Annotated in this window: 17 protein-coding genes and 1 pseudogene; 12 read left to right on the forward strand and 6 right to left on the reverse strand. The window is 51.3% G+C overall.

Annotated elements, in window-relative coordinates; all coding sequences use genetic code 11:
• The 6 genes and pseudogenes from J1781_RS10670 to J1781_RS10695 form a co-directional block, all read right to left on the reverse strand.
• Positions 1-211, reverse strand: a pseudogene (locus J1781_RS10670) (hypothetical protein); the annotation flags it as partial.
• A gap of 40 nt (positions 212-251) precedes the next feature.
• Positions 252-1,022: a hypothetical protein gene (locus J1781_RS10675; RefSeq protein ID WP_238483506.1), complete on the reverse strand. Its 771-nt coding sequence runs from the start codon at positions 1,020-1,022 to the stop codon at positions 252-254.
• Between the two features lie 40 nt (positions 1,023-1,062).
• Positions 1,063-1,833 (reverse strand): hypothetical protein, encoded by a 771-nt coding sequence (locus J1781_RS26155; RefSeq protein ID WP_238483507.1) that lies wholly within the window; start codon positions 1,831-1,833, stop codon positions 1,063-1,065.
• Entirely contained in the window at positions 1,817-3,910 is a 2,094-nt protein-coding gene (locus tag J1781_RS10685) for a Tle2 family T6SS lipase effector (RefSeq protein WP_217233516.1), read from the reverse strand. Before J1781_RS10685 ends, J1781_RS26155 begins: the two co-directional genes overlap by 17 nt.
• A 193-nt stretch (positions 3,911-4,103) precedes the next feature.
• Positions 4,104-6,581, reverse strand: coding sequence for a membrane-bound PQQ-dependent dehydrogenase, glucose/quinate/shikimate family (locus J1781_RS10690; protein ID WP_217233517.1), 2,478 nt, complete (start codon positions 6,579-6,581; stop codon positions 4,104-4,106).
• 376 nt (positions 6,582-6,957) lie between these two features.
• Entirely contained in the window at positions 6,958-7,845 is an 888-nt protein-coding gene (locus J1781_RS10695) for a LysR family transcriptional regulator (RefSeq protein WP_129953391.1), read from the reverse strand.
• Positions 7,846-7,986: 141 nt separating this feature from the next.
• Between J1781_RS10695 and J1781_RS10700 the strand changes: the two genes are divergently transcribed.
• The 12 genes from J1781_RS10700 to J1781_RS10755 all read left to right on the forward strand — a co-directional run bounded on the left by J1781_RS10700 (position 7,987) and on the right by J1781_RS10755 (position 20,510).
• Entirely contained in the window at positions 7,987-9,546 is a 1,560-nt protein-coding gene (locus tag J1781_RS10700) for an ABC transporter substrate-binding protein (RefSeq protein ID WP_129953392.1), read from the forward strand.
• 80 nt (positions 9,547-9,626) lie between these two features.
• Positions 9,627-10,511: a dihydrodipicolinate synthase family protein gene (locus J1781_RS10705; protein WP_129953393.1), complete on the forward strand. Its 885-nt coding sequence runs from the start codon at positions 9,627-9,629 to the stop codon at positions 10,509-10,511.
• Complete coding sequence (locus J1781_RS10710) at positions 10,508-11,458, forward strand: nucleoside hydrolase (protein ID WP_217233518.1); 951 nt, start codon at positions 10,508-10,510, stop codon at positions 11,456-11,458. Before J1781_RS10705 ends, J1781_RS10710 begins: the two co-directional genes overlap by 4 nt.
• Positions 11,459-11,462: 4 nt before the next feature.
• Complete coding sequence (locus J1781_RS10715) at positions 11,463-12,425, forward strand: nucleoside hydrolase (RefSeq protein ID WP_217138777.1); 963 nt, start codon at positions 11,463-11,465, stop codon at positions 12,423-12,425.
• Positions 12,422-13,396: an ABC transporter permease gene (locus J1781_RS10720; RefSeq protein ID WP_129953396.1), complete on the forward strand. Its 975-nt coding sequence runs from the start codon at positions 12,422-12,424 to the stop codon at positions 13,394-13,396. The genes J1781_RS10715 and J1781_RS10720 overlap by 4 nt, the downstream gene beginning before the upstream one ends.
• Complete coding sequence (locus tag J1781_RS10725) at positions 13,396-14,313, forward strand: ABC transporter permease (protein WP_129953397.1); 918 nt, start codon at positions 13,396-13,398, stop codon at positions 14,311-14,313. The genes J1781_RS10720 and J1781_RS10725 overlap by 1 nt, the downstream gene beginning before the upstream one ends.
• Positions 14,314-14,315: 2 nt before the next feature.
• On the forward strand, positions 14,316-16,115 hold the full coding sequence (locus J1781_RS10730) for an ABC transporter ATP-binding protein (RefSeq protein WP_217219118.1): 1,800 nt from the start codon (positions 14,316-14,318) through the stop codon (positions 16,113-16,115).
• Positions 16,116-16,296: 181 nt separating this feature from the next.
• Positions 16,297-17,259 (forward strand): 3-oxoacyl-[acyl-carrier-protein] synthase III C-terminal domain-containing protein, encoded by a 963-nt coding sequence (locus J1781_RS10735; protein ID WP_217233519.1) that lies wholly within the window; start codon positions 16,297-16,299, stop codon positions 17,257-17,259.
• On the forward strand, positions 17,231-17,491 hold the full coding sequence (locus J1781_RS10740; RefSeq protein ID WP_129953399.1) for an acyl carrier protein: 261 nt from the start codon (positions 17,231-17,233) through the stop codon (positions 17,489-17,491). The genes J1781_RS10735 and J1781_RS10740 overlap by 29 nt, the downstream gene beginning before the upstream one ends.
• Positions 17,484-18,125: an acyl-CoA dehydrogenase family protein gene (locus tag J1781_RS10745; RefSeq protein WP_217233520.1), complete on the forward strand. Its 642-nt coding sequence runs from the start codon at positions 17,484-17,486 to the stop codon at positions 18,123-18,125. Before J1781_RS10740 ends, J1781_RS10745 begins: the two co-directional genes overlap by 8 nt.
• On the forward strand, positions 18,122-19,474 hold the full coding sequence (locus J1781_RS10750) for an MATE family efflux transporter (protein WP_217233521.1): 1,353 nt from the start codon (positions 18,122-18,124) through the stop codon (positions 19,472-19,474). Before J1781_RS10745 ends, J1781_RS10750 begins: the two co-directional genes overlap by 4 nt.
• Complete coding sequence (locus J1781_RS10755; RefSeq protein WP_217218769.1) at positions 19,464-20,510, forward strand: alpha/beta fold hydrolase; 1,047 nt, start codon at positions 19,464-19,466, stop codon at positions 20,508-20,510. The genes J1781_RS10750 and J1781_RS10755 overlap by 11 nt, the downstream gene beginning before the upstream one ends.
• The last annotated feature ends 11 nt before the right edge of the window (positions 20,511-20,521 follow it).

Below are 20,521 nucleotides of genomic sequence, written 5' to 3' on the forward strand. Positions count from 1 at the left end.
CATTACTCGAGTTATAGCTTTTAGTCTTGCACCGTTCTGAACGATAAAGCATTTGCAATGGCAACAGTGTAATGCCCTCAGGAACCCGGACGGCTATGGTCACGCGCCGTGCATTTTCCGGCGGTGAAAGCGTCTGATCTGTTTTGCCATAGCATGCGGAAAGCAAAAATACTGTCGGCAGCAACAGGCCTTTTTTATTTAGAGAATTCAATTACTTCCTCCCTGAATATGTAAAATGAAACATTTACTTTCTATTTCATCGATAGCAGTTTTTCGTAATCGGGTTCCATAGGTTGTGTTTTTTCAACGCTTCCATCGGGATAGGTTAACGTAATCATTCCAGGTGGTGGATTTGGACTCTCAAGAATTATAATTTTATTCATATGCATAATAGGTTCGATAAGTATTTTCTCAGTATCCTGGAGTTTGTAACGCCGGCTCCATTTTTCGTAATCGGTATCTCCACCAAAGAATCTCAATGAGGTTTTCTCGAACATGTGATTTATAAAAATCCTCGGAAAGAAATCCGTTTTTATATGAAGATCACCCCTGGATTCCTTCGCTTTACCGGTACCATAACCATCGCTAAATCCATAATCATCAAAATCGAAGATATAATTAGTAGCGAAAACCTCTTTTCCCTTTACCAGGGGATTGCCATCAGCGATCTTAAAACTGACTTTAATGGAATTAAGCTGCCACAAGCATGGCCCGCCGCCATCAATGGCGATATGTGTCCGCCAGATATTGCTGCTTCCTTGCTGACCGAATGGCTTCTCGAAATCGTTATAACCGGGAATATCATGAGGCTCATTACTCGAGTTATAACGCACTGTTTTACACTTATCTGAACGGTAAAGAACTTCCATTGGTAAAAGCACGGTATCTGCCGGAAGCGTGAAGACCACGTCGACCCACTTTGCGTTCTGAGGTGGAGACAAAGTGCGGTCGGGAGTGTTATCACAGCCATAAAGCAGCACGATAAAGGATATAACCGCATAATTCTTATTTAGAAAATTCAACTTCTTCCTCCTTGAGTATGTGAAACGAAAGAATCCCTTTCTATTTCATCGATAGCAGCTTTTCATAATCAGGTTTTGTATACAAAGCTTTTTGCTTACTACTATCAGGATAAGTCACAATTATATTTCCTGGAGATTTATTTGGTCCCTCAAGTATAACTACTCGATTAAAATGTACGACAGGGTTTATAACGATAGTTTTAATATCATGAACCCTGTAACGTTGACTCCATTTTTCATGTCGGGTATCCCCACCAAATAACTCCAGTGTCGTTTTTTTGAATTTGTGGCTAATAAATATTTCTGGGAAAAAATCTGTTCTGATATCTAGATCGCCACTGACTTTTTTCGCTCTTCCTGTTCCATAACCATCACTGAATCCATAATCATCAAAATCAAAGATATAATTAGTAGCGAAAACCTCTTTTCCTTTAACGAGAGGATTTTCATCAGCGATCTTAAAACTGACTTTAATGGAATTAAGCTGCCACTGGCATTTCCCGCCACCATCAATGGCAATCCGTTGCTGCCTGATATCGCTGTTTGCAATCGGGCTAAATGCCTGCATGAAACCGTTATATCCGCGAATTTCATAGGCTTCATTACTCGAGTTATAGCTTTTAGTCTTGCACCGTTCAGAACGATAAAGCATTTGCAATGGCAACAGTGTAATGCCCTCAGGAACCCTGACGGCTATGGTTACGCGCCGTGCATTTTCCGGCGGTGACAGCGTCTGGTCTGTTTTGCCATAACAGGCGGAAAGCAAGAACACAGTCGGCAGCAACAGGGCTTTTTTATTTAGAAAATTCAACTTCTTCCTCCGTAACTGCAGCAAAACGGATCAGGGAATTTTTGCCCACATCTTCTGACCGGGTGCGGGTTAGCGCCACCGGCAACATATCCTGAAGCGCTATAAATTCCCGGTTTCGCTGGATTTCATCCTGGTTGGCACTGCCTTTGGCCGTTGCTTCAATCTCCTGCCTGAACTCAGCCCGCTTCTCCTTCCGGTTCATCTCAAGATCGGGATTTGCCAGCTCAAGCACCTGATTATGGATATAAGGCAGGTAACGGTGTGCCATAGAATGGCTGGAAGGGTTGCTGAAAAGCCCGTCCAGTTCGGGATTAGTATTCCGGGGGAAGGTTTTTCTCAGGTTAACAGTATCCAGACACCCGATAAACTTCGCCTGGTGCTCGCCCGTTGCATTAAGGCATTCTTCATTCAGTGATGGCACCAGAAAGAGTTTAACCGACTGCTTAATACAGGTGTTCACCACGCCGGGTACCGGATTATCGCTGCCTCCGCCGCCTATCCACGGCACATTCTGATGACGGGATTGCATCACGCACTGCTGAGCCTGGAAAAATATCACCGTATTGCCGTGATGCCAGTAAGGATCTTTTTTATCGGAAATTCCTGCCGACTGAAAAGCCAGGTCGCGAACAGCCACTCCCAACCCGGCTACCGTTGTTAACGACCAGTCAAAGCCGAGTTTGTCGCCCAGTGGTCCCCATTTCTCATAGAAGATATTGTCTACATCGGCATCGGGAGGAATTTGGGTGACTGAGTCATTATCATTGATGTGGCGGTAATGCGTCACTGAATTCAGGCTTAGAACCGCCGAACGGGTGAAGGTGCGCGGCATACCGTAAGTGTAAAGCATCGGATGGCTGTTCTTCATCTCGGCAGCATAGGTTAAGGCCAGCGCACCGCCCAGACTGTGACCACAGACAAATAGCATTTTCTTTCCGTTCGTCAGGGATTCACTCACAATATCCAATTTGTCTTTAAACTTCTGTTTTGCCAACATGTAAGCCTTCAGAAAACCGCCGTGAATATTACCCACGCCACCAAGCTCGGGAAGGCATTTTTTGGGCGCAAAGGAGATATCTGTCAAAGCGTTAAGCAGACTGTCCGTACCGCACCATGCAACGATAATGTGAGTATCACACTCAACTGTAAATAGCCTGGTGTCACCCTCGGGATTTACCCCCTCACCCGTATTCAGATACACAGGTGCAAGATAACGTTCCCGGAAGGGTACATCCACGGCCAGTGTGTGGTAATAAGATGGGAACTCGGCAAATTGCGGGATTGCAGACAGATCCTGACATTTATTCCGGAAGAAATAATCGATGGTATTGTTTTTCGCTTCAGCCGAATAGGCGAGGTCAGCCATAATGCCGAGATTAAGGCTGTTGGCAAGATCATATGCGGGGGTGTCATGCAGTGCCAGCACCCACGCCCGGAACGGGCAGATTTCAATGACGTGCCGCTGCTTCAGCGCCTGACACGCAATCTCTGTGCCTTTCAGCGAACGCCCTTGCTGAAAATGAAACTCCGGTGGCTCCTTCTCCTCCCAGCCTTCAATGTGAGGCAACTGATCGCAAAGTTCACCGATGGTCACGTAATGATGGATATGTCCTGCGGCCTCGGCTTTTTCCTGTACGTCAGATCGCCAGCTTTTGTCTCGCGTTTCCCGACGAAAGGCATTTTTGCTCACCGGCTGGCTGTTCGGATTACGCCGAAGCCCCAGCGGGCGCTGCTCCATTTCGTCGGCCAGTTGTTGCGCGTCTGCTTTTACGTCGACCGTTATCCAGTACAGATCGTCGAATCTGACCAGTCCCTGACTGTCGGTGACGCCGGCAGGGGGATTGGGTGGTGGCGTGGGATCGTAGTGGTAATTGCTATATTTTTTCCACATCGCGACGTCTTGCGCGGATGCCAGCGGATGGTATTCCAGTGTGACCTTCAGCCCGGCAACGGGGAGATTATTCTCATCGACAAATTGCAATTCCAGCCAGTATCTGGGGGTTTCACCACGGCAGTAAACAACCTTACCTTTGGGTGCAACACTGGTGATAACGCTGTTGTCTCCGATGATTTCCATGCCAATTCCTTTTGGTTAATAAGGGTAATGGTTGCATCATACCCGTCACTCTCCTTAACCCAAATTTTTTGTTTAGTATGTTTTAACATTGCTATCGTGGCGACAGAGTCATTAATAAGAATATCAGTGGGTTACGTTGAATAAAAAAGCCCGCCGGTCTGCACCAGCGGGCTTTGTCATGGACTGCGAAATCTTACTTCTCGTCAGGCAGTGCGTAGGCGATCACGTAGTCGCCGCGTTCTGCGGACTGACGTGCGCCACCGGCGCTGATGATGATGTACTGTTTACCGGTTTTCGGTGAAACGTAGGTCATCGGGCCGGACTGGCTGCCGACCGGCAGACGGGATTTCCAGATCTCTTTACCGTTTGCGGTATCAAACGCGCGCAGATAGAAATCCTGCGTACCGGCGAAGAACAGCAGGCCGGATTGCGTTGACAGGCTCGCGCCCAGTGTTGGCATACCGACTTCCATTGGCATACGCATTTTGATGCCCAGCGGGCCGGTGTCTTTTACGGTACCGACCGGCACCTGCCAGACGATTTTGCCGGTTTTCAGGTTCACCGCAGACATCGTACCGAACGGGGGTTTCTGGCAAGGAATGCCCAGCGGTGACAGGAAACGCTCGCGGACTGCGCCGTAAGGCGTACCGTCCATCGGCACCATCCCCATCTCGATGCCGCTCGCGCCGGTCGGAACCTGTGCACGCGGAACCATGTAGTTCGCCAGACCCAGACGCATATCATTCACGAACATGATGGCGTTGTTCGGGTCAACCGAGACGCTGCCCCAGTTCATGCCGCCCAGTGAACCCGGGAATTGCAGTGATCGATCCAGGCCCGGAGGCGTGTAAACGCCTTCGTGACGCATACCTTTAAACTCGATGCGGCACAGCAGCTGATCCATCGGCGTTGCGCCCCACATATCAGATTCTTTCAGTGTCTGATTGCCAATATTTGGCATACCAACAGAGAAAGGCTGCGTTTTGGCGTAGCGTTCGCCCGGGACGTTACCCTGCGGCACTTCACGGTTTTCCACTTTCGCAACCGGCTGACCGGTTTCGCGATTCAGCATGAAGATCATGCCTTGTTTGGAGGTCTGCACCAGCACCGGCGTGCTGCCACCTCTACCGTCCGGCAGGTCATACAGCAGCGGCTGCGACGGCAGATCGAAGTCCCACAGATCATGATGAGTGGTCTGGAAGGTCCAGTGGACTTTACCGGTGGCCACGTCTACCGCGACGACGGAGGAACTGTATTTGTCATCCTGCTCAGTACGCGTGCCGCCGAAGAAGTCTGGCGTCGCGTTGCCGGTTGGCATGTAAATCAGACCCAGTTTGGGATCGTATGACATCGCCGACCAGACATTCGGGGTACCACGGGTATAAGTCTGACCCGCCGGTGGCAGTTTGGTAATGTTCGGATTACCCGGATCCCAGGCCCATACCAGTGCGCCGGTATGTACGTCGAAAGCACGGACCACGCCCGGAGGTTCGCCGGTGGAGAAATTATCCGCGACGCGACCGCCGACAACCACCACATTGCCCGCGACCAGCGGGGTAGAAGTTTGCTGGTAGTAGCCCGGTTTGACTTCACCCATGCCGACTTTCAGGTCAACCACACCGTTGTCACCGAAATCAGCACAGGGTTTGCCGTTATCGGCGTTAATGGCAATCAGACGCGCATCAATGGTTGGCAGGAACAGACGACGCTCGCAGGTTCCGCTGACAGTGCCACCGGTCGCCGCTGGCGCTTGCGGCGCATTCGTAGCAGGCGTAGCCGCTTCAGAAGCCGCAACCGGACTTGCCGGTTCAGCCGCCGGAACCGCAGCGGGTTGGGCTGCCGGGGCTTGTGGCGCCGCGCTGTTTTCAAAATAACCCAGGCCACGACAACGCTGCCAGTTAGGCGCGGTGGAGTTGGAATCGTAGGACCAGAGCTTTTTACCGTCATCAACAGACAAGGCGATCACTTTGCTGTAGGCCGTACAGACAAACAGTTTGTCGCCGATTTGCAACGGGGTGTTCTGGTCTTCAGCGCCGGAGCCATTGCTCTGCGGGATATCACCGGTATGAGCAATCCATGCAACCTGAAGTTTATCCACGTTGGTTTTGTTAATCTGATCCAGGGCTGCGAAACGGTCACCCGCAGTCGTGTTACCCCAGCTTTCCCAGTTCTTTTGCTCTGCACCTTTTTCTACCGGTTTCACCGGCACCTGATCGTCGGCGGTACTGATGATAGGTGTTGGCACAAAGGTATTAGCGAAAGCGGCAATCAGCGCGACAGCCAAAACCGCCGCCACTGAAAAGGCTGGCGCTTTACGCGTCACCAGACCCGTGCGTGCTTTAAGCAGCGGATAGATCAGCGCGACCAGAAATGCCAGAACGCCAAACGTGAACAGACGGGAGAACAATGGCCAGAATGTGAAACCTGCGTCCCGGACAGCCCAGATAACAGAAAGCACAAAGGCCAGGGCGTAAAGCCATGCGCCCGATGGCTTACCTTTGAAAATCAAAACGGCGGAAACGATGAGCGCCAGACCCATCAGCAGAAAGTAAATACTTCCTCCCAATGTGGCCAGATACGCGCCACCGATACCGAGTATCAGACCGATGACGAGCATCAGCGCACTCAGCAGCCAGAGGAGCCAGGTCCACTTGCTATTTGTTGTTGGCATGATTTATCTCACTGCATAGTTGTAGATAACTGTTGATAGAAAACAGGTAACACTTAATGACCACTTGTTATTAAATGAACCAAATAGAACAATTTCGCGCAAATAATAATACTTCTCATCGAGGTTGTGAATGTGTAACGAAGAGTTTGAAATTAGGTAAAATTTTATTGAAAGGATGATTATTTATGCGAATGGGTTTTGTAATTGATTTTAAAGAATAAAATAAAAACACTTATTCATTATTTTGATTGATAAGTGATTTTATATGCATTATTCATCTAGTTGGCCGCACACATTATCAGCGAATTGCTTATCGCTATGGGGGGATACCACTTTGGACTGACGGGTATGATTTTAGCGAACCTGTCGGGTCGTTTTACAAATAGCCCTCGATTAAGGTCTTCATTTCCTGAGTGATGTGTTCCACCAGGCGACTTTTTGGGATCTGCGGCGGGAAAACGGCGAGATAGGCAATACTGATATCGGGCGTAAACGGTTTGAGAACGATATCGCTTTTGTGGCTGCGTGCGGTGATGAAATCGACCACACCTATGCCCAGGTTATTCCCCGCCATCACACAACAATTGTTCAGCGACGTTTCAATCGGGTTATTCATATATAAATCGAGGCGGCTCATCACCTGATCCAGCTGTTCACGCAGCGGCGTTTTTCGCCCGGGAATAATAGGGCGGTAACGCGTCAGGTCCATCGCGGTGACCACGTCCTGTTGGGCCAGCGGATGACGCGGCGACATCACGGCGACCGCATTCGCCCGTGCCAGCATCTCTGCTTCCAGTCCTTTCACGTCAGGCTTACCAAAAATAAACCCGACGTCGTACTGATTACTGGTCACCACATCAGTGATGTGCGTAGTACTTTCGATATCCAGAAACAGCGAGATGTCGTCAATACTCTCAATCAGTGGCGGCAGAATGTGTTCGGCGCAAAGCGCAGAAAGCGCCGCAACCGTACCGATGCGTAAAACACTGCCTTTTGAATGACGGATTTCATCAGCAATACGTGAAATATGTTCAAGCCCGAGGTACAAACGCTCGACTTCACGATACAACTTGATGGCATCGTCCCGTGGGATCAAGCCGCGTCCGTCCCGGTCAAACAGCTTCAGATCAACCGCATATTCGAAGTCGCGGATCAGGCGGCTCACCGCTGGCTGGGTGATGTTCATCATATTTGCGGCAGCGGTAATGCCGCCGGTAAGGATCACCTTGTGAAAAGCTTCAACCTGTCTGGGATTAATTTTCATAATACATCCTCAAGATCCATAACATTTGTTTATGGATGTAACACAAAATACAATTTTCAATTCAGAAGTCCACCCCCTAGACTCGGATTTAGGATCTGACACACATTGCCTGAAAATCTAAAATAATTAAGGGTTAAATGCATGAGAACGTCCGTTTTGGCAGGAGTGCTTTTCCCGGCACTGGCCACGCTTTTTGTTTCACAGACCGTACACGCGGCTGATCTTACTCTCGGTCTGGCTGCTTCTACCACTTCCATGGATCCACAATTTTACGTCGGCGGTGCCAACAGCGCGATGGCGCGTAATATTTTTGATGGTTTGGTGAATCAGGACGAAAAACAACAGATTACCCCTGCGCTTGCGGTGTCATGGAAAGTGATTAATGACACCACCTGGGAATTTGCCCTGCGTCCCGGCGTGAAATTCCACGATGGCAGTGAGTTCACGGCTAAAGATGTGATTGCCAGCGTGAAACGCGTGGCGCTGGCGTCAAAGAACAGCCCGAGCGCCTATACGCCGTACGTTAACGATATCGCTGAGGTCACCGAGATCAATCCTTTAACGGTGAGAATTACCACTAAAGCGCCGACACCGTTATTACTGAACAACTTAAGCCGTGTCGCCATCTTACCGGCGCGTCTGGAAACGGTCGGGTCACAAACTCTCAACGAAGGGAAAGACGTCACCGGTACCGGTCCGTTCAAATTTGTCAGCTGGACGCCGGACGATAACGTGGTGCTGGTGCGCAATGACCAGTACTGGGGCGGAAAAGCTCAGTGGGATAAAGTGACGTTACGTGTATTCAAAAACCCGAGCGCCCGCGTGGCTGCGTTGCGTTCCGGTGATGTTGACATGATCGAAAGTGTACCGACGGCAGACGGACGAAATCTGGGCAAACAAGCCAGCCTGCAGCTGGAATCCGTGGCCGGTAACCGTATTTTGTATTTACACCCGGATCAGGATCGTGATGTGTCGCCGTTTGCTAAAGGGCCGGACGGCAGCAATCCGCTGAAAAAGCGGGAAGTGCGCGAGGCGATGTCGCTGGCGATAAACCGTCAGGCGATAGTTGACCGTATCATGGACGGGCAGGGCGTACCCGCATCGCAGCTGGTGCCCAAAGGCTACTTAGGTTACACCCCGGCGATTGCCGCACCGGTCTATGACCCGGCGAAAGCGAAGCAATTGCTGACGCAGGCCGGTTATCCGGATGGCTTCACCCTGACCTTCCATGCGTCGAACGACCGTTATCCGAACGATTCTAAAATCGCGCAGGCGCTCGGCCAGATGTTCAGCCGTATCGGTATTAAAACTGACGTTGTCACTATGCCGGGCAGCGTATATTTCTCCCGCGCATCCAAACGCGATTTCAGCCTGATCATGGGCGGTGCAGCGATTGAAACCGGTGAAGCCTCCGGTGTGCTGGGACCGTTGCTCGAAACCTTCGGGCCGAACGGCGGACAGGGTAACCGCGGACGTTACTCGAACCCTGAGTTTGATAAAACACTGGTGCAGGCGCGGGAAACCCTCGACGACGGCCAGCGTGAAAAGTTACTGCAACATGCCACAGAGATTGCGATGAAGGACGAAGGCGTCATTCCGCTGCTGTTCCTCTCCTACACCTGGGCGATGAAAACACCTTATACCTACGTCGGCCGCTCCGACGGCTATACGTTGCCGTACTTTGTGCATGAGAAACACTAAATAAGCGCAAAGTACATACCAGACCAAGGCGGGAATAGAGCACCAACACCAGGGTTGTTCTAAGAAAAGAGAGAGAAGCTATGACTTCTTTTAGCGGTGTGTATCCCTATCTGGTTTCGCCGGTCACTGACGGCGGCCAGATAGATAAACCGGTGCTGACTGCGCTGGTTGAACATCTGATTACCAGTGGCGTGCAGGGTCTGACGCCACTTGGCAGTACAGGTGAGTTTGCCTATCTCAACGCAGAACAGCGCACTGAGATAGTGAAAACCGTTGTGGAAGCCGCCCGGGGGCGCGTTCCGGTCATTGCCGGTGTCGCCGCTACCACCATTCAGGACGCCGTAGCGCAAACCGCTCGCTACGTCGCTCTGGGTGTGGACGGTATTCTGGCGATCCTTGAGGCGTATTTCCCGGTGCCCGAACAGGGCGTCGAAAATTACTTTCGTGCCATCGCGACCGCAGCCGGAAAGCTGCCGGTCGTGCTGTACACCAATCCGCAGTTCCAGCGTTCTGATCTCAGCCTGCCGTTGATTGAGCGGCTGAGTCATGTGGAAAATATCAACTATATTAAAGATGCCTCGGCCAACACTGGCCGTTTGCTGTCGATTATTGAACGCACACAGGGGCGGATGCAGGTTTTTGCCGCCTCGGCACATATCCCGGCCTGCGTGATGCTGATTGGCGGCGTGGGCTGGATGGCAGGCCCGGCCTGTATTGTACCGAAACAAAGTCTGGCACTGTATGAAGCTGCGAAGCAGGGCGACTGGACAAAAGCGATGGCATTGCAGCGTCCGCTGTGGCGCATCAATGAAATCTTCGCCAAATATTCCCTCGCGGGGTGTATCAAAGCGGCGCTGCAATTACAGGGATTTGAGGTAGGCGATCCGTTGCCGCCACAGGTGCCGTTAAACGAGGCTGCGCGTCAGGAAATCGCGGATGTTTTGCGCTCTGTGGGGGCACTGTGAAAACCTTACCGGTGATCATTGACTGCGATCCGGGTATTGACGATGCTATCGCGCTGCTCAGTGCATTCGTCGCACCCCAGCTGGATATCCTCGGCATTTGCACCGTGTGTGGCAATCAGCCACTGGTGAATACTACCCGCAATGCGCTGCAAATTACCGAACTGGGTTACCGGGTGGATATCCCGGTGTTTGCCGGTTGTCATCAGCCGCTGCTGCGTGCGCCGATCCATGGCCAGTTTCACGGTGAAAATGGTCTGGGTAACACCGCCTTTCCCGCGCCGCAAAAACAGGCCGAATCCCTTCATGCTGTTAACTTTCTGATCAACCGTTGCGAACAGGCCATTGAAAATAATCAGCCACTGACACTGTGCGTGCTCGGGCCGCTGACCAACCTGGCAACAGCGCTGCGTATGAAACCTGAGATCACTGCCGGTATTAGCCGCGTGGTGCTGATGGGTGGGGCCTATCGCGAAGCCGGTAACCGTACCATGACCTCCGAATTCAATATGTTCGCCGATCCCCATGCTGCGCATATTGTGTTTTCCGCCGGGCTCAGCATCACCGTTTTACCGCTCGACGCCACGCACCAGGTGATTCTCACACCGGAACATGTGGCGAAGTTTATCAAAGTCTCCGGACGTCTCTCCGCTCCGTTGGGCGAACTGATGGCGTTCTGGGATCGCAACGACGTGCGCCGTTACGGGTCACGGGGCGGGCCGCTGCATGACCCGCTGGTGATTGCTTACGTTCTGGCGCCGGAACTGTTCGGTACCGAAAAAGCACGGGTGTTTGTCGAACACGAGAGCGAGTTGCGTATGGGGCAAACCGTCGCCGACTGGTACGGCAAGTCGGGGCTGACCCCCAATGTCGATATCGTCACGCGCGTGGACGCGACCAAAATCTTCGCGCTGTTTTACGAACTGCTTTCACGTTATGCCGGGAAATAAAATTATGAGCCAGCGCATCATTATAGATACCGATCCTGGCGTGGATGACGCCATCGCGTTGTGGCTGGCATTGGCCTCGCCGGAGCTGGACGTGCTCGGCGTGACCGTTGTCGCGGGTAATGTGGCGCTGAAAGACACCGTGCGTAACGCCTGCAAAATTGTCGCCTTGTCCGGCAAAACCGCTACGCCCGTTTTCGCCGGTGCGCCCGGTCCGCTGGTACGCGAACAGGTTTACGGCAAGTACGCGCATATCGGCGCGTTTAACGATGAACTGGTGCCGGACACCGGCCTGCAACCGCGGGCTGAACACGCCGTGGATTTTCTGGTGCGTACCTTAAGACAGGCTGCCGAAGATAATGACCCGATTTCGTTGTGCGTGATTGGCCCGATGACTAATATCGCGCTGGCGCTCGGCATGCATCCGGATGTCGCACGCGGCATCAAACAGATCGTCACCATGAGTTGTGCCTTTACCGCCCTCGGCCATCGCGTGCCATGGGCCGAATTTAACGTCTATGCCGATCCGCATGCGGCTGAAAAAGTATTTAACAGCGGCGTACCGCTGATCATCATGCCACTCGATATGACCTTTCAGGCGCTGATCGGTGCAGAGGATATCGGGGCATTAAAACAGGATGGCGGCCTGCCGGGAGAATCCGTTGCTGCGTTACTGAATGCGTTTGACCGTAGTGATCTCAGTCGTTTTGGTCGCGAAGGCGGGCCGGTGCATGACGCCACCACTGTCGCGTGGTTATTGCAACCCGGCTTGTTTGAAGGCCAGCCCGCCCGCGTGGGTGTGGCGGTTTCCGGTCATACTGCCGGCTATACTTACGCGGATTTCTGGAACAAACTGGCGACGCCTGCGAATGCGGTGGTCATGCAGACGGTCGATGAGTCCGGTTTCTTTAGCCTGATACGCCGAGTATTTTCCCGTTACGGCGATTCATCCGGCGAAATGTGCGCATGAACCGTTACCTGCTCGGGCGTTTCGGACAAACGTTGCTGACGCTGTTCGTGATGTCATTGCTGGTTTTCTGGGGTGTGTATCTGGTGGGTAACCCGGTCGATTTGTTGATCAGTACCACGGCCACGCCCGCTGAACGCCTCAGTGTGATCCAGTCTTTTGGCCTCGATAAACCGGTGTGGGAGCAATATGGCCTGTTTGTGGTCAATGCCCTGCATGGCGACATGGGTAACTCATTCATTTACAACCAGCCGGCGCTGCACCTGATTTTTCAGCGTATGCCCGCAACACTCGAACTGGCGCTGGTGGCCTTTGTTCTGGCGCTGGTGATTGGCATTCCGCTCGGCGTCTACGCCGGTTTGCATCCTGACGGAGGGTTATCGAAATCAGTCATGGCTGTCTCGATTTTAGGTTTCAGCCTGCCGACGTTCTGGATTGGTCTGATGATGATCATGTTGTTCAGCGTCAAACTTGGCGTACTTCCCGCCTCCGGGCGCGGTGCGACGGTGGATGTTTTCGGCGTTCCTGTCAGCCTCTTTACCGCCGACGGTCTGGCACATCTGATTCTGCCCGCCTTCAATCTGGCACTGTTTAAAATTTCGCTGGTTATTCGTCTGACCCGCGCGGGGGTGCTTGAGTGCCTGCAACAGGACTTCATCCGTTTTGCCCGCGCCAAAGGCTTATCGGAAAGCCGCATTGTGTTGGTTCATGTGTTGAAAAATACGCTGATCCCGCTGATTACCGTCATCGGACTGGAGCTGGGGTCGCTGATTGCTTTTGCCGTGGTCACCGAAACCATTTATGCCTGGCCGGGCATGGGTAAACTGATTATTGATTCTATTGCCGTGCTCGACAGGCCTGTGATCCTGGCGTATCTGATGATCACCGTGGTGATGTTCAGCCTGATCAACCTGCTGGTGGATGTGCTGTATGTGCTGGTGGATCCGCGTGTGCGGCTGGGGGGCGGCAACTGATGGTGTCTGATTCCGTACATTCTCGCTCAGCCGTTCAGGGCAAAACGTCCCCGGCATTTTACAACACCGTGCGTGCGTTGCTGCGCAATAAATTCTCCTTATGTGGCCTGATCATTTTAGGTATCGCCATTCTGCTGGCGGTGCTGGCACCCTGGTTCTCGCCACAAAATCCGTATGATCTGTCGCAGCTTGATATCATGGATGGCCGCCTGAGCCCGGGTTCATCCAGCCTGAATGGCATGATCTACTGGCTCGGTACCGACGATCAGGGGCGCGATTTGCTGAGCGCCATTTTGTACGGCACGCGAACCAGCCTGCTGGTGGGGGTCTCCAGTGCGGTAATTGCGCTGACCATTGGCGCAACATTGGGACTTATCAGCGCTTACGCTGGCGGCAAAACGGATGCGCTGATCATGCGTATTGTTGATATCCAGCTGAGCTTTCCGCCGATCCTGATTGCGTTGATTTTGCTGGCAGTGCTTGGGCAGGGCGTCGATAAAATTATTCTTGCGCTGGTGGTCACGCAATGGGCCTATTACGCACGTACCCTTCGCGGTTCGGCACTGCTGGAACGTCGCCGCAGTTACGTGGATGCCGCGCGCAGTATGGCGCTTTCCCGTCCGCGCATTCTGTTTCGCCATATTTTACCTAACTGCCTGCCGCCGCTGATTGTCGTGGCAACCATGCGGATTGCTTACGCCATCATGCTTGAGGCCACATTGTCGTTTCTTGGCATTGGTTTGCCCGTTACCGAGCCTTCGCTCGGTCTGCTGATTGCCAACGGTTTTGATTACCTGATGTCCGGCGATTACTGGATAAGTTTTTTCCCCGGCATCACGTTGCTGGTGCTGATTGTCGCCATCAACTTAATCGGTGACGCCTTACGCGACATCCTCAACCCACGGAATAAGGATTGATGATGCAGACCCCGGTTTTACAGGTCGATAATCTTAATACCGCATTTTCCGTGGGTGGCGAATGGCTGAATGTGGTGCGTGACCTTTCGTTCTCCATTGGCCCGAAAGAAACACTGGCGCTGGTGGGAGAATCCGGTTCTGGTAAAAGCGTGACGGCGATGTCAGTTATGCGCTTACTGGACGAAAAACAGACCCGTTATTCCGGCAGTATTCAGTTTGATGGTCGGGAATTGCTCAGCCTTAACCGTGCGCAGATGCAAAGCATCCGCGGCAACCACATTGGTATGATTTTTCAGGAGCCGATGACCAGCCTGAATCCGGTACTGAAAATCGGTGTGCAAATTACCGAAGTGCTGAAGCGACATCGCGGTATGGACGATGCTGCCGCGCGTGCCGAAGCTGTCCGTTTGCTTGAGAAAGTGCGCATCCCGGCAGCCGCCTCGCGGATGAATGAATATCCGCTGAGTTTTTCCGGTGGCATGCGTCAGCGCGTGGTCATCGCCATCGCGCTGGCCTGCAATCCGCGTTTGCTGATTGCGGATGAACCCACGACCGCACTGGATGTGACCATTCAGGCGCAAATTCTGGCGCTGATCAAATCCTTGCAGGAGGAAGAGGGCATGTCCGTGCTGTTCATCACCCACGATATGGGCGTGGTGGCGGAAGTGGCGGATCGCACGCTGGTGATGCACCGTGGCGAAGCCGCAGAACAGGCAACCACGCGGGAAATCTTCCATCACTCCAAACATCCTTACACGCGTGCGCTGCTGTCGGCGGTGCCACGGCTGGGGGCGATGCATGGCATAGCGTTGCCGAAACGCTTCCCGCTGACTGACATGCAGACCGGCGAACCGCTGCCGGTGGCGGTGTCTGTCGATACGCTGCGCCGCGGTCAGCCAGTGCTGGAGGTTAAAAACCTCGTGACACGTTTTGATGTGAAATCCGGTCTGTTGCGCCGCGTATCTGCCCGCATACATGCGGTGGAAGATATCTCATTCAGTCTGCAACCGGGCGAAACTCTCTCACTGGTCGGTGAATCCGGCTGCGGCAAATCCACCACCGGACGCACAATTTTACGTCTCACCGAAGCGACTTCCGGTGATGTGCTGATCTGCGGACAGGATATCCGCCGGGCAGACAACGCGCGGCTGGCTGAAATCCGTACCCAGGCGCAGATGATTTTTCAGGATCCGTACGAAAGCCTTAACCCGAGAATGCGCATTGGCCAGGCGATTGCCGAACCGATGATAAGCCTCGGTTTGCACGATGCCGCCAGCGCTAAACACCGCGTGGCGCAACTGCTGGAGCAGGTCGGATTACAAAGCAATATGGCGATGCGTTTTCCTCATCAGTTTTCGGGCGGACAGCGCCAGCGTATCTGCATTGCACGCGCGCTGGCGCTCGAGCCGAAAATGATTATCGCCGATGAAGCGGTGTCCGCGCTGGATGTGTCAGTTAAAGCGCAGGTCATTAACCTGATGCTCGATCTGCAACAGGCGCTCGGGCTGGCGTATCTGTTTATCTCGCATGACATGGCGGTGGTCGAGCGGATCAGCCATCGCGTGGCGGTAATGTATCTGGGTGAAATCGTTGAAATCGGTTCGCGGGCGGATATTTTCGAAAATCCGCAGCATCTTTATACCCGCAAACTACTGGCCGCCGTACCGGTGCCCGACCCGGATGTTCACCACACACGCACCGTGGTACCGGAAGAAATTGCCAGCCCTCTGCGCGCTGCTACTTATCAGCCGCCGGTGCGCCATTACCGCGAAGTCAGCAACGGACATTTCGTGCAGCTTTAACGGTGCCTTTCACCTGGATTTTCCTTTCTCTTCCCTCCTGACCCTCCCGACATTCCATTAGTGGGATTTAAAAATGGGAATCGATGCCACTTTAAGCAATTGCAGGCAAAAAATGCGTTTTTTTTCTGGGATTATGGACTGCGCTTATAAAAAATCTAAAAATAAATTCCTGTGAGAATATATGTTGCCACTTAATGATTTATGCTGGTTACCTGATCGCATCTCTTTAAGACCATTAAGTACACTTGAATCATCTCATAATTTAAAAGCAGGTGCGCGTAAGGTTCTTGAACGTTATTACTCATTGAACAGCGTGGGGATGTTTACGGGTAACCATACACAAATGTTGCAGGAAACCCTTTCCGCGCTGGTGGGTGCAAATAAAAATATAACGCACATGCAGGGATATTTGATATATGCCAAAACCCAGACGCACAATACTTTTTTTGAAACCCCCTGGCTCGATGAGATCGCCATCGGTTGCGGAATAGGCCATTGGGAAACATTAACGGTGAGTCTTAATCATTGCGCGTCGGCACTGTCTGCGATCCATTTATTAAAAAGCCGGGTCATAAAAAGCCAGCAACCGATGATCCTCCTGACGGGGGAAAAAGCGTTTCATAGTGATATTAATAAGCTTGATAATAGTGTCATGGCGGAAGTCCCTGCGGCAATGCTACTGAACGCGGGGCACTCACGGTGGCAAATCAATCACACCGCCGTGCGGCATTTATCTTCATTTTATAACAATCATCGTGAGTCTACGGCTGCCCGGAGGCGGGAACTATTTTCATCGCTTGAGCAGGATTATTATGATTTTTATACCTATGTATTGGATAAGTTTCATCTCTCCATCGGCGATATAGATGCTATCGTTCCTGGCAATATAGATATGCCCATGCTTAAACGTATAGCTGATAAATTGAAGTTCAGAGGCGAGCTTTTTACAGAACATATATCAGGTTATGGCCATGCATATTGTTCTGATATTTTATTTAACGTGTCTTCATTATTAGAGCGCTTCGACGGCAAAAGAATTCTCTGCGTTGCAATGGGAATGGGGATAACGATGTCTTGTATCCTGATTGAAAAAAACGAAATTAATGAGGTAAAGCATGTCAGCACTACTTTCGGCAGTGAATGATGCATTAAACGATGTTATGTCTGCAAAAATCTCCATTACGTCAGACACTGATTTCAATGAAGATCTGGATCTGGATTCGGTATTATTTGTTCAGTTCTTACTCACGCTGGAGGAAAAAATCCCCGGCCTGATGTTTGAACCTGATCAAATCAATCAGGATGCATTTACCACGGTCGGAAAACTTATCCAGTGGATTGAGCAACACCTGCAGCTGGAGAGCTCTGATGTCTGAAGAGGAGTTTACCCGGCTTTATTTTTTGTTCAGAGACCTTAAGCCAGCAGATGCCCTCCGGCAGATGCGTCAGAAGTGGGCAGATCCTGCGAGTGGCGTATTTTGTCGCGGGTATCAGTTGGTGGGTCAACACAGCGAAGCGGATAGGGATGAGCACACGGAGTCTGACCGTATTTTGGCTTCACTGGGTATCTCTTTGCAATACAGCGCTGGAGAAGCGACAGGTACAGACCCGATCCCGCTGGTTGCCTCTTTTGCGGCCCGGTTAGGGCTTCTGAGCCAGATCCTGACAATCAGCTGGGAGCACTTATCCGCGCGCAAGAGTTTTGGTGTTAAAACCACCCGACATCAGTTGGTGAAGGCCGATTTCGCCGATCTCAGCAACCAGACAGAATTGTTGCTGATCCAATGGCAAAGGCGCGTTGCAGCACAGGATTTTGCCGGGGCGCAGGCAGATCACTGGCAGATCACGGTGTTAACCAACAGAGCAGAAAAACTGATGGGCGGGCACGGCTACTTATCAGGCTCAACTCACAGCTTTTCTTATCTGTCGGTAATGATTTATAGCCTGTATGGAAAAACAGCATCCGGGGCTGTAACTCTGTTGCCTGACTATCAGGAGCATGCAATATGAACTCCCCATCTGAAATGACGATGCCGCGACGCCAAAGCCTGGGCAAAGATATCACCGACCTGATGAAGTTAGCCTGGCCGATGATTATTGTGGCGATTGCCGTATCCTTTTCCCAAAATATTCAGACCGCCATTTTGGGTCACGGAAGCGAAACCGGATCAATTTATTTGCTCTCCATGCTTCAGCCTTTCAGTTTTTTATTCCTGGCTATTCTGGAATGTCTGGCTATCACTAATCAGGTTTTCAGTGCCCGTTCGTTGAATCTGTGGTCCCGGCAAAAGGTGCTGAAGGCAACGTCACTGCTGGCGACGCTGGGTATCCTGATTGTGGCGCTGCTCAGTGGCGCGACGGCCCTGTGTTCCTCACTATTGCAGGCAATGCTGCCGGTCGCCGGCAATGAATTCTATGCCTCTGCATTACCGCTCTATTTCCTCTCCATGCTGCCTTTTATACAACTCGAGATGTGTAACAGTGCACTTCGGGGACAAGGGAAAAGCGCATTGAGCATGGTATTAGTTATCGCCTATATCGTTCTGAATGCGCTTCTCTGTTACGCCTGCTATCAGTTCTACGGGTTAGGTTTTTACTCCATTATTGTGGCAAATTCTCTGGCTTCAGCCCTGCTTATCCCCGTCGCGCTTTGGCTGGTATGGCGCATAGGCCGTAACGTGAAAGATGACCGGCCGGGGGCTTTCATTGCGCGCCTCAGCGGGCTTCTGTTTCAGGTGGGAATGCCAATATTTGCCTCGCTGGTGGTACTATTTTTCAGTTCGCTACTGATATTCCCGTTAATAGGTACGTTGGGTGAGCAATATGTTGCCGGCTTTCTGATCGTCACCAAAATCAGAATGTTTATCGTCATTCCCGCTGTGGCCTGCGGATCTGCCCTGGCGATATTAATTAACCAGCGTCTGGCGATCAGTACAGGGGAAGAATTAAAACGTTTACTGCATCGGGGACTCACTTTTATTGGCATCTTTTATCTTCTGCTGACTTCGGGGGTCTATTTTACCGAGGCCAGTCTGATTAAAATATTATCGGGCGACAAAACAATACAAGATGTCAGCAGTCAGATGTTATTAATATTATTACCGACTTTCTTCCTGACATCTTTTGTTGCCTCTCTTCAGGCGTTACTCGAACAACTTGATCAGGCCAGACGGGTACTGGTATTAACCGTTATCATTGAATTACTGACAGTCATCACCCTGTTGGTGGGGTGGGGCAATTTTTCCCAGCTAAAAAGCATCATGAATATTATTATTATATTCAATGTCATCTACTTTATCGCATTCGGCAGGGAGTACTGGCGTCTGGCAAATAAAATAGGGAGCGGCAATGTTTTATAGCTTCTTTTACCCCGTTCTTTTGTTCTTTTCACTGGTGCACCAAAATTATCTTCGGGTGCTGGTTCTGATGAGATTACGCCCCTCTTTATTGATGAAAGCGAAAATCAGACCTGCGACACATTATAGCAGGGCATGCAAACTAATAAGTTTATTCGATTTATATTCATTGCATGTTATGTCTTCTTACCTTTCTGCTTTATACGCGTTGCGTCTGTTCGAAAAGACCCGGCCCTTACCCTATAAACAGGGTGAAATCATGCTGCTCAGCCGCTGCCTGCAGGAGGAGCTTTTCTGGCGCAAATCATTTGTTAAGGTTTTTATTTACCCGCAAGCGGACCCGCAGGCAGAGAAAGTTTTACTGCTTCATGGATGGGATGGCAGAAGTATTATGTTGCGGCAAATGGCACAGCGGTTACAGGAAAAAGGTTACAGTGTTTATGCACCGGATCTTCCGGCACATGGAATTTCTCCCGGCAAAAAAGTGTCCTTCTATGATCTTTCACGGGCAGTGATGGATATGGAAAAACACTATGGCCATTTTTCTGTCGTCATTGGCCATTCGACGGGGGGATTAATTGGCTGCATGGCGGCATTACAGGGGCTGTTTTTTAAGCGCATGATTTTAATCAGCAGTCCGTGCAGTTATGGAAAGATGATGGACAGATATGTCTGCAATAATAAGCTTCCAAAGCGTATTGCCGGTTCCATGAAAAAGCTTTATCAACTCCGCTATGGCGTTCATCCTGATGCTATTGGTCCGGAACTCATCGGAGCAATAACGCAGCCTGTGATGATATTACATGATAAAAATGATCTCAGTATCGGACTGGATGAAGCCGTAATTCTGAGCCGCTCTCTGGAGAAAAGTAAATTAATTGTGACAGAAGGCCAGGGTCACAATGGCGCATTACGTGACCCTGCTGTCTTTAATCACATTTCAGATTTTGTGAGTCAGACTGTGCATGAAGATTATTCATCGTTTTCTGAACCAAAGTTGATATTGCGCGTAGCGAATAATATAAAAAGGCATAAGTGATCTTGTGATAA

Origin of the sequence: Rahnella perminowiae (genome assembly GCF_019049695.1) — a bacterium.
Classification (GTDB): domain Bacteria; phylum Pseudomonadota; class Gammaproteobacteria; order Enterobacterales; family Enterobacteriaceae; genus Rahnella; species Rahnella perminowiae.